Annotated in this window: 13 protein-coding genes, 1 tRNA gene and 1 riboswitch; of the genes, 6 read left to right on the top strand and 8 right to left on the bottom strand. The window is 68.1% G+C overall.

Translation table 11 applies throughout. The annotated features are described in order from the left end of the window. Positions 1-71 precede the first annotated feature (71 nt). From ABZX37_RS40090 to ABZX37_RS40080, 3 genes are all read right to left on the bottom strand, one after another. Complete coding sequence (locus ABZX37_RS40090) at positions 72-449, bottom strand: nuclear transport factor 2 family protein (RefSeq protein ID WP_354748728.1); 378 nt, start codon at positions 447-449, stop codon at positions 72-74. 102 nt (positions 450-551) lie between these two features. Further along, positions 552-636 (bottom strand) — tRNA-Ser (locus ABZX37_RS40085). Positions 637-699: 63 nt separating this feature from the next. Then, positions 700-1,449, bottom strand: coding sequence for a protein phosphatase 2C domain-containing protein (locus tag ABZX37_RS40080; RefSeq protein ID WP_354748726.1), 750 nt, complete (start codon positions 1,447-1,449; stop codon positions 700-702). Positions 1,450-1,526: 77 nt separating this feature from the next. Between ABZX37_RS40080 and ABZX37_RS40075 the strand changes: the two genes are divergently transcribed. Continuing rightward, positions 1,527-3,269 carry an N-6 DNA methylase gene (locus tag ABZX37_RS40075; RefSeq protein WP_354748724.1) on the top strand — a complete coding sequence of 581 codons (1,743 nt, stop codon included), beginning with the start codon at positions 1,527-1,529 and terminating at the stop codon, positions 3,267-3,269. Between the two features lie 17 nt (positions 3,270-3,286). Beyond that, complete coding sequence (locus tag ABZX37_RS40070) at positions 3,287-4,180, top strand: serine/threonine-protein kinase (RefSeq protein WP_354748723.1); 894 nt, start codon at positions 3,287-3,289, stop codon at positions 4,178-4,180. On the opposite strand, the gene ABZX37_RS40065 is transcribed toward ABZX37_RS40070, so the two are convergent. After that, complete coding sequence (locus tag ABZX37_RS40065; protein ID WP_354748721.1) at positions 4,164-4,682, bottom strand: hypothetical protein; 519 nt, start codon at positions 4,680-4,682, stop codon at positions 4,164-4,166. The genes ABZX37_RS40070 and ABZX37_RS40065 overlap by 17 nt on opposite strands. A 260-nt stretch (positions 4,683-4,942) precedes the next feature. Between ABZX37_RS40065 and ABZX37_RS40060 the strand changes: the two genes are divergently transcribed. The 3 genes from ABZX37_RS40060 (at position 4,943) to folP (ending at position 9,683) form a co-directional block, all read left to right on the top strand. Further along, positions 4,943-5,575 carry a L,D-transpeptidase gene (locus tag ABZX37_RS40060; RefSeq protein WP_354748719.1) on the top strand — a complete coding sequence of 211 codons (633 nt, stop codon included), beginning with the start codon at positions 4,943-4,945 and terminating at the stop codon, positions 5,573-5,575. A 94-nt stretch (positions 5,576-5,669) separates the two neighbouring features. Beyond that, a complete protein-coding gene (locus tag ABZX37_RS40055) occupies positions 5,670-8,639 on the top strand; it encodes a PQQ-dependent sugar dehydrogenase (protein ID WP_354748717.1) in 2,970 nt (989 codons plus the stop codon). Between the two features lie 76 nt (positions 8,640-8,715). Further along, a riboswitch (ZMP/ZTP riboswitch) is annotated at positions 8,716-8,806 on the top strand. Positions 8,807-8,831: 25 nt separating this feature from the next. Further along, entirely contained in the window at positions 8,832-9,683 is an 852-nt protein-coding gene (gene folP / locus ABZX37_RS40050) for a dihydropteroate synthase (protein ID WP_354748715.1), read from the top strand. 401 nt (positions 9,684-10,084) lie between these two features. On the opposite strand, the gene ABZX37_RS40045 is transcribed toward folP, so the two are convergent. Next, positions 10,085-11,602 (bottom strand): 3-hydroxyacyl-CoA dehydrogenase, encoded by a 1,518-nt coding sequence (locus ABZX37_RS40045; protein WP_354748714.1) that lies wholly within the window; start codon positions 11,600-11,602, stop codon positions 10,085-10,087. Between the two features lie 46 nt (positions 11,603-11,648). Then, positions 11,649-12,329: a TetR/AcrR family transcriptional regulator gene (locus tag ABZX37_RS40040; protein ID WP_354748712.1), complete on the bottom strand. Its 681-nt coding sequence runs from the start codon at positions 12,327-12,329 to the stop codon at positions 11,649-11,651. 126 nt (positions 12,330-12,455) lie between these two features. On the opposite strand from ABZX37_RS40040, the gene ABZX37_RS40035 reads away from it, so the two are divergent. Next, positions 12,456-12,902 carry a nitroreductase family deazaflavin-dependent oxidoreductase gene (locus ABZX37_RS40035; protein ID WP_354748710.1) on the top strand — a complete coding sequence of 149 codons (447 nt, stop codon included), beginning with the start codon at positions 12,456-12,458 and terminating at the stop codon, positions 12,900-12,902. A 1-nt stretch (position 12,903) separates the two neighbouring features. Here the strand turns inward: ABZX37_RS40035 and ABZX37_RS40030 are convergent, their stop codons facing one another. After that, positions 12,904-13,098: a hypothetical protein gene (locus ABZX37_RS40030; RefSeq protein ID WP_354748708.1), complete on the bottom strand. Its 195-nt coding sequence runs from the start codon at positions 13,096-13,098 to the stop codon at positions 12,904-12,906. A 60-nt stretch (positions 13,099-13,158) separates the two neighbouring features. Next, positions 13,159-13,734, bottom strand: coding sequence for a hypothetical protein (locus ABZX37_RS40025; RefSeq protein ID WP_354748706.1), 576 nt, complete (start codon positions 13,732-13,734; stop codon positions 13,159-13,161). Positions 13,735-13,783 lie beyond the last annotated feature (49 nt).

The following is a 13,783-nucleotide window of genomic DNA, read 5'->3' as shown; positions in this document are numbered from 1 at the left end:
TAGCGGGTAGGACCGTTCGGCCGATCCCAGCCCCTGCCCCGATTGCGGACAGCGACGGCCCGTTCCCCGGTTCAGCGAGCCCCGGCCGGATTCGGGTCGTCGCCGAGGTAAGTGCCGTAACCGTCGACGGCGAGCGGACCGTCGAAGACCAGGACCTCGTTGACCAGTCCGCCCTTCTGGTTGCGGTAGTTGATGACGAGCGCGCCGAGCCCGACATAGACGCCGACGACCTCGAAGCGGAGATCGGGAATCCGGCGCAGCCCTTCGGCCCAGTACGCGCGCAGCGCCGCCTTGCCGCGGATCACGCCGTCGCCGCCGACCACCTGGACCGCGACCGGGGACCGGAACGTCACGTCGTCGGCGAAGTGGGCCATCAGTGCGTCGAGATCGTGGGCGTTCCAAGCCTGTGCCCAGCGGTCGGCGAACTCTTGAGCTGCGCTGTGGTTCATGAACGAATTCTGCCAGCGGATTGTCGTTGCCAGGCAAGGGATTTACGCGGAAACGACGAAGGTCCCAGCCTCTGAGAAGCCGGGACCTTCGTGGTGTTGCAGCGGAGGATACAGGATTCGAACCTGCGAGGGCGTGAACCCAACACGCTTTCCAAGCGTGCGCCTTAGGCCGCTCGGCCAATCCTCCGTGGGGAAGAATACCGGATGGCCCTCTCGCCTTCCGCAGGTGGTCCGACCTGCGCGAACCGGTTCAGGCCGGGACGACGTCGGCGACCACGATGGTGATGTTGTCCGGGCCGCCGCCCTCGTTGGCGAGTGCGATGAGGCGAGGGACGATTTCCTCGGGGGTGCCGTCGGCGAGGACGTCCAGGATGGCCGGTTCGCTGGCGCCCGCGGTGAGGCCGTCGGAGCAGAGCAGGTAGCGGTCGCCGGCTTGCGGGGTGAATTCCCAGACGTCCGGTTCGGCCGAGCCGGTGCTCAGAAGCGCCTTCATCAGCATCGAGCCGCGCGGGTGGTGGTCGGCGTCGGCGGCGCTGATGGTGCCGTCTTCGACCAGGGCCTGTGCGAGGGTGTGGTCGCGCGTGATGCGCTGCAGTTCGCCGTCGCGCAGGAGGTAGCCGCGGGAGTCGCCGACGTGGGCCGCGGCGAAGTGGGTGCCGTCGAACAGCAGGGTGGTGAGGGTGGTGCCCATGCCTTGGGTGGCGGGGGTTTCCTCGGCCACCTGGGCGAGCTGTCCGGCGATCCGGTGGACGCCGTCGGAGAGCAGGTTCGACAGGTTGTGCGCGGTGAGGTCCAGCGTGCGCAATTCCGCGTCGAGCGAGGCCAGCACGCTGACCGCGGTCGAGCTGGCCACCTCGCCGTGCGGCTGGCCGCCGATGCCGTCGGCCACCACGAGCATCCGCCCGCTGGCGTACACGGAGTCCTCGTTGTTGGTGCGTCGTCGCCCTTGGTCCGATCCCGCGGAGTAGCGCAGGGTGAACCGGGTCTGCTCGGTGGCCATGCCCCCATGAAACCATTGGTTGACTGAGTTAACAAGCAAAACGATGGAAACCGCTGTCGTCGGCTATCGTGCTCGTCATGGCAGACGACGCGGCGGTGAGTGCGGCCGACATCGCGCGCCTGGCGGGCGTGCGCCGGGCGGCGGTGAGCAACTGGCGGCGGCGCCACGACGATTTTCCCAAACCCGTGGGCGGCACGGCGTCCAGCCCGCTGTTTTCGCTGCCGGAGGTCCAGGCGTGGCTGCGCGGGCGCGGCCGTCCGTTCGAGCTCGCGCCGATTGACGAGGCGTGGCAACGGCTGCGCGCGCTCGGAGACGACCTCGACCTCGGCGCGCGGCTGGCGGCGGTCGGCGAGTACCTCGCGGACGATGCCGAAGGACCCGGTGATGCGGAGTTGCTGGCGCTGGTCTCCCGGCTCGCCTCGAGCGAAGGCGCGGCGGAGACGTTCGAGCAGCTCTGCGACCGCTTCTTCGAGGCTCACGCCCGCCGGCTTTCCACCACGCCGACCGCGTACGCCGACCTGATGGTGCGGCTGACCGGCGCGAAGGGGGCCACAGTGCTCGACCCGGCGTGCGGGTTCGGGTCGTTGTTGCTGGCCGCCGCGGCGACCCGGGCGCGGGGGCAGGACGTCGACCCGGACACCGCGCGGATCGCTGGCATCCGGTTGCGGCTGCACGGCGCGGACACCGAGGTGCACGCCGCGGACGCGTTGCGCGCGGACGCTTTCGCCGATCGGCTGGCTGACGTCGTGCTGTGCGATCCGCCGTTCAACGAGCGCGGCTGGGGGCATGAGGAACTCGTCGGCGACGCGCGCTGGGAGTACGGCTTGCCGCCGCGCGGCGAGTCGGAGCTGGCGTGGGTGCAGCACTGCCTGGCGCACGTGAAGCCTGGCGGCGCGGTCGCGGTGCTGATGCCGGGGGCGGCGGCCGGGCGGCGGAGCGGGAAGCGCATCCGGGCGAATCTGCTGCGCGCCGGCGCGTTGCGTGCGGTGTGCACGCTCGCGGCCGGCACGGATCTTTGGCTGCTCACGCGGCCGGAACCGGAACAGCGCGCGCCGGCGACCGTGCTGATCGCCGACACCACCGCGGAGAGCGTCGAGCAGGTGTGGCTGGACTTTCTGGCTGATCCGGATACCGGCGAACGCATCATCGACGTGCTCGACGACGACGTCGACCTCACGCCGTCGGGTCGCCCGGGAGAGAGTGACTCGGGCGAGGCTTTCCTTGCCGCGCAACGGCTTTTCGGGCAGATCGGGATCGAGCTGCCCAAGCTGGAACCGGCGTCTGGCGAACCGGCGCACACGACCGTCGGCGAGCTGGTGAAGGCGGGCGCGCTGCGGATCACGCACGCGCCGCCGCGGACCGCCGACGGCGACGAACCCGTGCTGACCACCGACGACGTCCTCCTCGGCGGCCCGCCGACCGGGCACGCCGCGCCCGATCCGGCGGCGGTTCTCGCCCACGAAGGCGATGTGGTCGCGTCGGTCACCGGCGCGGTGATCGTCCACAGTGGAGCTCCGGTGCGGCTCGGGCCCGCGCTTTCCCGTTATCGCGTGGATCCGGAGCTGCTCGACGCGCAGTTCCTCGCCGGCTGCCTGCGCGCCGCGGACTTCCCGGTGCACAGCGCGTCGACCCGGATCGACGCGCGCCGGTTGAAGGTGCCGCGGCATCCGCTCGAAACGCAGCGTGCGTACGGCGTCGCTTTCCGCGCGCTCGCGGACTTCGACCGGGCGCTGCGGCAAACCGCGGAAATCGGCCGCGACCTGGTGCGGCTAGGCTTTGCCGCACTCGCCGAAGGACGGCTGAAGCCCGGTGGCGGGTGAGCGCTGTGAGGGGGCCCATGCTGATCGCGGACCGCTACGAGGTCGACGATCTGCCGCTCGGGCGGGGCGGCATGGGTTCGGTGCACCGCGGGCTCGACCGGCGGCTGGGCCGGCACGTCGCGATCAAGCTGCTGCGGCTGCCCGGCGGGGACGAAGAGCTGGAGGAACGCTTCGCCCGCGAAGCGCGGATCCTCGCGACGCTCGACCATCCCGGCGCGCCCACGCTGTACGACTTCGGCGCGCATGACGACCGGCTGTTCCAGGTCATGCAGTTCGTCGAAGGCGTGACGCTGGACGATCTGCTCGCCGAACACGGTCCGCTGCCGGTGTCGTGGGCGGCGGCGATCGCGGCGCAAGCGGCCGCGGTGCTGTCGGCAGCGCACGCTCGCGCGGTCTGTCACCGTGACCTCAAGCCAGCCAACCTGATGCTCTGTCCGGACGGCAGTGTGAAGGTGATGGACTTCGGGCTCGCTGTGTTGCGCGAAGCCGACACTGCTCGCTTTACGCGCGCGGGACAGCTGCTGGGTACGCCGTCGTACATGGCTCCGGAGCAGATCCAACGTGGGCACGCGGAGCCGCGAAGCGACCTGTACGCGCTCGGTTGCGTACTGCACGAGATGCTGACTGGCCGTCCGGTCTTCACCGGGCCCACGGCGTACGCGGTGTTCGACAAGCAGGTGAAGGAAACAGCGCCGGTCGTTCCTGGCGTACCGCGGGAGTTGAACGCGCTTCTCGCCGCGACGCTCGCGAAGGATCCTTCGGTGCGACCGTCTGGGGCGGAAGTGCTGTACGCGCATCTCGTGCCTTTCGCGCGGGACTTGCCACCGTTGCCGGGGTTTCTGCACCCGGCAACGGTGCTGAGCCCTTCGCGGATGTACGCGCGCATGGTGGGGCTTAGCGGCGAGCGTTGATGCTCGTCGGCGTCTGCTCCGACAGCGGCAGGCCGCGCTTCTGAATGCGGTAGTAGGTGAAGGCGTTCTGTACGCCGATGCTGATGCCGATGGTGAGCATGATCGTCGAAGACGTCACGGCGCTGCTGACGCCGAGCGCGGCTCCGATGAAGGAGAAGCCGACGCGTACGCCGATGGTGGCGAACCACAGCACCAGCGTGAGCGGAGTGCCCTTCACGAACGTCGTGCCTTCGCGGGCGCTGAGGACCGAAGTGGAGCTGCGCAGGACGCCCAGCAGGCCAAGGACTACGACGTCGCCGGCCAGCAGCGCGTATTCCGTCGCGGTCGCGCTTTGCAACGCGGTGGCGGCGGAGAACACGCCGATCGCGGTCAGGATGAACGGCAGGGTCAGCAACCGCTTGCGGCTGAGCAGCGTGCCGCGCCACTGCCGGTAGACGACCCGGTAGAGGACGAGTGCCGCGATCGCGACGTAGAGAACGATGGTGAGCGGGCCGAGGTTCACGGTGCTCCTTCGGGGGCGGTCGGCTTCGCCCGGCCGGCGGCGGGTGCCGGGAGGCTGCCCGGCGTGCTTCCAGCCTCGCCGGGATAGGTGCGGTTTTCGTCGGCGTACGGGCTGGTGCCGGGTGGATCCGCGGCTCAACCCGGGGGTGGAGACGCCGGATCGTGACCATTGCCGAGCAACCACGTGGGGGTGATGGTCGTCTATTCGGGTGATACGGGTCCTACCGAATGTGACCCGACCGAACGCGGGGGTACCGGATCGTGAAAAGGGTTCTGGTGGGGATGGCGGCGCTGGCCGCGGCTTTCGGGCTCGTGGCGTGCTCCGGCGGCACGGCCGGGTCGGCTTCCGGCGGCGGGGCGGTTCCCGCGGCGGCGAGCGTGCCCACCTCGTCGGCTAGCGCGCCGGCCAGCAGTTCCGCCCCGGCGACCAGCAGCAGCCCGGCGAGCACCAGCGCGACTCCGACGCCGAAACCGACTCCGAAGCCCGCGCCCAAGCCGCAGCCGAAGGCCGACCCGGAGCCGAGCGCCGACGTTCCGTGTGCGGCGGCCGCCGCCGCTTCCGGCACCAGCGCCTGTGTCGACATTTCCGGGCACCGCGCCTGGCTGCTGCAGGACGGCAAGGTCATCTACGGCCCCGTCTCGATGCTGCCCGGGCGCAAGGGCCACGCGACCCCGACCGGCACGTTCCACGTGCTGTCCAAGGAAAAGCTGCACCTGAGCAAGCAGTTCGACAACGCGCCGATGCCGAACTCGGTCTTCTTCTACCCGGGCGACGCGTTCCACACCGGCAGCCTGAAGGTGTACTCGCACGGCTGCATCCACCTGTCGGCGACCTCGTCGCTGCGGTTCTTCAACACCCTGCACGTCGGCGACGTGGTCCAGGTCGTGCCCTGACCCAGAGCGTCACGGTCGGATAAATATCACCCGATAGAGGCAACTTCATCCCCCTTCTGAGCGATTACCGAAACGCTCAGAAAGGGGGCCATGGATGGCCTGGCGCAAGCTCCGTTCCCTGCTCGTGGCCGCACTCGCGGCGGTAGCGGTTCCGATCGCGGTCGCCCCGGCGGCAGTTGCCGACACTCCGGCGCTGCCGCCGGGGTTCGTCCTGCGGGACCTGCCCACCGGGCTCGGACAGTACGAGTTCACCGACTTCGCCTGGCTGCCCGACGACAGCGTGCTGGCGCTCGGCAAGTCCGGCGTCGTCAACTGGGTCCCGGCTGCGGGTGCCGGCGCGCCACAGCGCATCGCGACCTTCCCGGTCGAGACACAGGGCGACATGGGCCTCACGAGCATCGCGCTCGCGCCGGACTACGCCACCTCGCACCAGATCTACCTGAACCGCTCGGTGTCGCTGGGCAACGGCCAGTACACGTTGCGCGCCGCCAAGTTCACTGTGCAGGTCGACGGCGACGGCCATCCCTCCGGACTGACCGGCGAGCAGGTGATTTTCGACCTGCCCGGCAGCCCGTATTACATCCACGGCCTCGACACCGTTTACCCCGCGCCGGACGGCACGCTCTGGTATTCCGTCGGCGACAACGGCGACGCGGGCAAGACCAACCCGGTCGCGTTCGCCGCGCAGGACCTCGATTCGCCGTTCGGCAAGATCCTGCACCTCACCGCGGACGGCAAGGGCGTGCCGAGCAACCCGTACTACAACGCTGCCGCGCCGGATTCCGCTCGCAGCAAGGTGTTCGCGAGCGGTTTCCGCAATCCGTTCCGGTTCAGCCTCGACCCGAAGAGCGGGCTGCCGGTGGTCGGCGACGTCGGCTGGTACACCTGGGAAGAGCTGGACGTCGTGCAGCCTGGCGCGAATCTCGCTTGGCCTTGCTACGAGGGGAACCATCCCACGCCGGGTTATTCGACTGACGCGCGTTGTGCTTCGGTCGTGAACACTCCGCCGTTGTGGGACTACCAGCATGGCACCGGTCCCGCGCAGGGCAACAGTGTCACTGGCGGGATTGTGTATGGGGGCACTACTTATCCGGCTGCTTACCAGGGTGCGTACTTCTTCGGGGACTACGCGGGGCAGAAGATCTGGACGCTGCGGTACGACGCTCAGGGCAAGCTCACGCAAGCTCCCGCGAGTCCGGCTCCGTTCCAGAATGTCGGTGGGGTTACTCGGATTTCCGCCGCGCCTAACGGGGATATCGTCTTCAGCGACCTGAACTCCGGGGTGCTTCGGCGGTTGAGCTACTCGACGAACAACGCTCCGCCGGTGGCTAAGGCCACTTCTTCGACGGATCCGAATACTCGTACGGTTTCCTTTGATGCCAGCGGTTCTACTGATGCTGACGGCGATCCGCTCACTTATGCCTGGGACTTCGGCGACGGCAGTACTGGTGCTGGGGTTCAGGTCAGTCATCAGTACGGTGATGGTGCTTCGTTCACCGCGACCTTGACGGTGTCGGATCCGCTCGGCGGGGTTGGGACGGCGAAGATTGCTGTCGCGCCTGGTAATCACTCGCCGGTGTTGACTTTGACCGGTCCGGACAAGACTTTTGCGGTGGGTGAGCCGGTTTCGTTGTCTGCCGCGGCTACTGACGTTGAGGATGGGGCGCTTCCGGTTACGTGGACGTCGTTGATTCGGCACTGTCCGGACCTTGGTGCCTGCCACGTACATCCCGGTGATGGGGCGACTGGGCCTACGTTGACGGTGCCGTTTACTGATCACACTGACTCTCGGATGGAGTTCACCGCGACTGTTACCGATAGCGCGGGCGTGCAGGCCAGTAAGACGTATGTCGCTTACCCGCGCCAGCATCGGTTGACGTTGGTGGGGACGCAGCCTGCCGCGTTGAGTATTCCGAGCGAGGGCGGCGTCAGCAGTGCGATGGTCACAGAGGGTGCGACGTTTGATGTGACCGCGGCGTTGGTCGGCACTGACGGGGTCTCCAAGTTCACCGGTTGGCAGGGCGGTCCGGCTACCTCTTCGTGGTCGATCACCGTTGGGCCTGGTGACATGACGCTTACCGCCAACTATGTGACGGCGATTGATCAGCGGTATGCGGCTGAGCCTGGGTTGCGGAGTTTGCTTGGCGCGCCAACGGGTCCTGAGGTTGTGGACGGTCCGGTGCGGTATCGGGTTTACGCGAATGGCCGGTTGTACTGGTCCGCGGCTACCGGGGTGCATGAGATCGGCGGGCAGATTCTGGCCCGGTATCTAGCGATCGGCGGGCATCAGGTTTACGGGCCGCCGGTTACTGATGAGACTCGTACTCCGGATGGGGTTGGGCGGTATAACCATTTGATTGGCACGCCTGGTAGTCAGGCTGCTTCTATTTACTGGACGGCTTCTACCGGTGCGCATTCAATCCAGGGGCAGATTCGGGCCAAGTGGGCTGCGCTTGGGTGGGAGCGCGGGGTTGGGTATCCGACCACCGATGAGTCTGGGACTCCCGACGGGATTGGGCGGTATAACCACTTCACCGGTGGGTCGGTCTATTGGACGCCTTCCGGTGGGGCGCATCAGATCGGCGGGGCGATCCGGGACAAGTGGGCTTCGCTGGGTTGGGAGCGGGGGCTTGGTTACCCGACTACGGATGAGTCTGGGACGCCGGATGGGGCGGGGCGGTATAACCACTTCACTGGTGGGTCTATCTACTGGACGTCGTCTACTGGGGCGCATCAGGTCGGTGGGCCTATTCGGGACAAGTGGGCCTCGCTCGGCTGGGAGCGAGGGATGGGGTATCCGACTACCGATGAAACCGGTACTCCTAACGGGATCGCGCGGTACAACCACTTCACCGGCGGTGGCTCGATTTACTGGAGTGCTGGGACCGGGGCGCACATGGTGCAGGGGGAGATCCGCAAGCGGTGGGCCGCGCTTGGGTGGGAGAACGGGTATCTGGGGTTGCCTACCTCGGATGAATATCCGATCAGCGGGGGTGCCCGAAGCGATTTCCGTGGCGGGTATGTGATTTTCCGGAATGGGGTGACCACGGACTACCGGTGGTGAGTCGTTCTCGGTGCTGCCGTCGGTGCGCCATCGCTCGGCCGACGGTAGCTCTGCACCGGGATTTCTTGTTACTGTGTCGCTAGGCTGTGACTGGCGTGTGAAGATGGATCACCATCGGGGAGCGGCCTCGTCGACGTGACGTCGTGCCGTGCGCCTGGGCTCTTGTGGGATCGAGATCCGGGAGACGCGGCGATGGTTCGACCTCTGGCCTTTTCGAGAGAATCCTGGCACCGGCCTCAGCTGGTGGGAATTGTCAACGTCAGCGCGGACTCGTTCTCTGACGGCGGCAGATTCCTGACGCCGGCGAACGCGCTCGCGCATGCGCGCCGATTGCTGGCGGCGGGCGCGGACGTCGTCGAACTCGGCCCCGCGGCCAGTCATCCGGGTGCCGCGCCGGTGACCGCCGACGAGGAAGTGCGGCGCCTCGACCTGGTCCTGGACCATTTGGTCGCCGACGGCATCCCCGTGTCGGTCGACTCGTTCCAGTCCCAGACCCACCGGTTCGCCGCTGCTCGTGGAGCCACGTTTCTCAACGACATCCAGGGATTTCCGGACCCCGCGCGGTATGCGGAGCTGGCTGATACCGGATGCCGCCTCGTCGTGATGCACTCGGTGCAGCGGCGGGGACCCGCGACCAAAGTGCGCACCGACCCGCAGACGGTGCTGACGGCGCTGGAGCAGTTCTTCGACCAGCGGCTTGCCGCGCTCCAAGCGGCGGGCATCGACCGCGAACGGCTGATCATCGATCCCGGGCTCGGATACTTTCTCGGCGCCACGCCGGAACCGTCGCTGGCAGTGCTGGGCGCGCTCCGCGCGATCAGGACCCGGTTCGGTGTCCCGATCATGGTCTCGCCGTCCCGGAAGTCGTTCCTGCGCGCGATCACCGGACGCGAGCTGGCGGAGATCGGTCCGGCCAGCCTGGCCGCTGAGCTGTACGCCGCCAGCCACCGCGTCGATTTCATCCGGACTCACGACGTCGCGGCGCTTCGGGACGCACTCACGGTCCTCGCTGCCTTGGACCAGTACGCGGGAGCCAGCCGATGACGCGCCTCGACACTGCTGCGATCCGGCCCGCTCGCCCCTGTTTTCCTTGACACTCCGTTGTATCGCTGCGAGGCGTTGGAGAGCGACCTCGGCGGCACGGTGAGCGTCAAGCTCGAAACGGGCATCCGACAAGCATTGACAGCTTTCGCCGGGCTGACGGAAGGGCTGGCGCGGTTTTCGTGGCGGTGAAGGGATTCTGTGCGGGAACTTTGGCGCGTGAAAACCCTTTCGCGGCGGAACTCGCTGCATCGCAAGCTAATCCGCGGCAGGCGAGCGAGCTAAGCCGAAGCAGCCCCGACGCAAAACTCGCTCCCCTCCGAATCCGCCAGCACTACCTGATGTCTCTCGTCCTCCACCAGAACATTCATGCCAAAAAAGCTACAGCGCACCACCGACAAAAATCAGGCCAGATCAGCCGGACGGGTGCCGGTGGAGGCGAGCGGCAGGCCCAGCGCCACTCGTTCGGTCAGCCAACCGCTCGGGCGGTAACGAGGATCGCCGGTGGCGCGCAGCAAGCCATTCAGGATTCGGAGGACCTTCTCCGGGCCGACGAGATCGCCCCATTCCAGCGGGCCTCGGGGATAGCCCAGGCCTAGGCGTACGGCGGCGTCGATATCCGCGGGGGCCGCCAGACCCTGGTCGGCGATGTAGCAGGCCGTGTTGATGATCGAAGCCAGAAGGCGTTGGGCGATGGGAGCGGCGGCGTCGCGGACCACCGTTACCGGGGTGCCGGTCGCGGCCAGCGCTCCCCAGGCGGCGCGACCGTAGTGGGGGTCCAGTCCAGGATGGACAGACATGGTGAAGCGCGATTCGTAGCCAAGGGCGTCGATTCCGCAGACGCGTGCGGCGGGCAGTTCCAACTGCCGGGCAGCCTCCACAGTGGACTCTCCGCGCAGGGTCACCAGGAGAACCGTGTCGGGGTAGGCGTCTGGGACGACGTCGACGCCTGCTGCGGACAGGAGGCGGCCCAGGCGTTCGTCGGCGGCGTAGACCGGCATGGTCGGCGCGGGCGGGGCGGTGGCTTCCGCGGGGAGTTCTTGTTTTCCGTCGGTATAGCGGTAGAAGCCTTCGCCGGTTTTGCGGCCGAAGAGCCCGGCGGCGACGCGCGGGCGGGTGAGCCACGACGGGCGCAGGCGGGGTTCTGCGTGGAAGCCGCTCCAGATGCTTTCCAGTACCGCGTGCGAGACGTCCAGGCCAGTCAGGTCCAGCAGTTCGAATGGGCCCAGCTTGAGGCCGAGGACGTCGCGCGCGATGCGGTCGATCTCGGCGGGAGAAGCGAGGGATTCCGAAAGAATCTGCAGGGCTTCGGTGTTCAGGCCGCGGCCCGCGTGGTTGACGAGGAAGCCGGGGGCGTCCTTCGCCAGTACGGGTTCGTGGCCCCAGCCGCGGACCAGTTCGAGCGCTTCGCCGGGCAGCCAGTCGGCGGTGCGGGCACCGGGGATGACCTCGACCAGGCGCATCAGCGGGACCGGGTTGAAGAAGTGCAGACCGATCATGCGCGCGGGGTCAGTGATCCCGGCGGCGATTTCGGTGACGGACAGCGAGCTGGTGTTGGTCGCGAAGATGGTGTCCGGGCCACAGACCTTCTCAAGACCGGCGAAGAGGGTTTGCTTCGTTTCCAGGTCTTCGCGGACGGCTTCGATCACCAAATCCACACCCTCGGCGGGCGCGAGCGGGCCGTCGACCGGGACCAGGCGGTCCTTCGCCGCGCGGCCGGCGTCCTCGGCCAGTTTGCCCTTGGCTACCAGCCGGTCGACCATCGCGCTGACGTGCTCGATCGCCGCGTTCACCGCGTCCGGTGCCGCGTCCGCGAGTTCCACGGTGGCTCCGCCGGTCGCGGCGAGCTGGACGATGCCTCGTCCCATCACGCCGGTGCCGATCACCCGGATCCTGCCGACCCGTCCGGCCCATCCCGTCACGTCGAACCCGCCTTTCGCTCTAGCGCCACGGCGAACTTACCCCGGACTACAGACCGACGAAGTCCGCCATCTGCCCGATGAGGTGCTCGAAGTACGCGTCGGCGGGGTCGACACTGCCGACGTACTGGCCGAACAGCTCGAAGTTGAGCGCGCCGAACAGCTGCGTCCAGGCGCCGATGGCACGCATGACGACCTCGGCGGGGGCGTCGATCTCCAGGATTTGGGTGAGCTGATCGGCCTGCGCGCGCAGCTCTTCCGACATCGGCGCGGTGACCGCCGGCTCGTGCGGATGTGCGTCGCGCAGCACGGCGACCAGTGCGAACGCCACTCGTCCGGCGGGTCCGACGGTGTCCTGCGGAGCTTGGTAGCCGGGGATCGGCGAGCCGTAGATGAGCGCGTACTCGTGCGGGTTCGCGCGGGCCCAATCGCGGGTCGCGCGCCAGATGGCCCGCCAGCGCGTGCGCGGGTCGCCGGTGTGCGGATCGGCCTGTTCGGCGGCCTCGCCGACGGCGTTGTACGCGTCGACGATCAGTGCGGTGAGCAGGTGATCTCGGCTCGGGAAGTACCGGTACAGCGCTGAGGAGACCATCCCGAGCTCACGGGCGACCGCGCGCAGGGAAAGCCCGAGCGCGCCGACCTCGGCCAGCTGGCGGCGGGCCTCGTCCTTGATCTCGCGGGTCAGCTCGGCGCGGACCCGTTCGCGGGCGGTCCGGGGTGCGGCAGTCATGCGATCAGTGTGCCTCGGTTGAGAGCGCTGTGCAAAATCGAGAGCACTGCTCTTGACAGGCGACAGTTCGACGGTGTTCACTGTTCACAACAGAGAGCACCGCTCTCGCAAACCGAGGAGGACCCCATGACCAGCACCCGCTACCTCGAACCGAGCAAGACGATGGCGACGTTCAACGGCATGGTCCGCGGGCTCACCAAACTCGGCCTCAGCGTGTGGGGCAGCCGGGTGCTGGGCGTCCGCGGCCGCAAGTCCGGCGAACTGCGCGAGGTGCCGGTGAACCTGCTGCCGTTCGAGGGCAAGCAGTACCTGGTGGCCGCGCGCGGCGAAACGCAGTGGGTGCGGAACCTCCGCGCCGCGGGCGAGGGCCAGCTGACCGTCGGGCGCCGCACCGAGACCTTCACCTACCGCGAGCTGGCGAACGAGGAGAAGCCCGTCATCCTGCGCTCGTACCTCAAGCGCTGGGCGTTCGAGGTCGGCGCGTTCTTCGACGGCGTGAACGCGAAGGCTCCGGAAGAGAAGCTGCGGGAGATCGCGCCGGGCTACCCGGTGTTCGAGGTCTTCACCCGGTGAGTCAGTGCGTGCGTTTCCGGAACGTGGTGGCCGCGACGAGGACCACGCCGACCAGGAACGCGACCAGCCCGATCAGGAACCACAGCTTCTGGCCGGTCATGAAGCTGCCGGTCAGCACGCCGACGCCCTGCAGCACCCACACCGCGCCGACGAGCACCAGCACCACACCGCACGCCAGCGTGATCCACCGCTTCACGACAGCCTCCTCGCTCGGAAGGGAACCTCGAGGAAGTCTCTCAAGGTTCCCTTCGAGCGACTAACCGCGGCGGCGAGGCTGCCCGTTGCCGAACTGCTGGGCTTCGCCGAGCGAGGTCGCGGTGGCCGTGGCGCCTTGGACCTTCGCGACCACCGTGACGTTGTCGCCGGACTTGGGCGAACCGGTTTTGCTGGTCGACGAATCGAGCGTGTAGCTCTGCTTGTAGCCGTCCTTGCTCGTCAGGGTCACCGAGGTGGCGCTGAGTTCGGTGATCGTCCCGGTCTGCAGGCGTTCGGTCACGTACCCGCCAGCGGGATCGGCCACCACGAAGTCGCCGTGCAGCGCGTCCCGCAGCGCGGCCATTCCGCCCATGCCTCCGCGACCGGCGAAACCGCCCTGTCCGCCGGGTCCTCCCGGGCCGCCGAAGCCGCCGGGACCCTGACCTTGCTGCGCGGTCGCGTTGGTGCCGCTGGTGCCCGCCCAGATCGCCAGTCCGCCGCCCACCGCGATCACGACCGCGACGCCCGCGGCGATCGCGGTCTTCCGGCCCGACCACGCTTTCCCCGGGCCGCTGCCGCCGGATGCGGGAGCAGGCTGCTCTCCCCAGGTCGCGCCCTGTGCTGGATCGGTCGTCATGGTCTCCTCCGGAACGTTCGAGCTGGTTCTTCCCGAGCGTCGGGGCGGC

The organism is Amycolatopsis sp. NPDC004079 (assembly GCF_040610415.1).
Lineage (GTDB): Bacteria > Actinomycetota > Actinomycetes > Mycobacteriales > Pseudonocardiaceae > Amycolatopsis > Amycolatopsis halotolerans.
The sequence above is the reverse complement of the archived record's forward strand: the minus strand, read 5'-3'. Positions and strand labels throughout refer to the sequence as shown.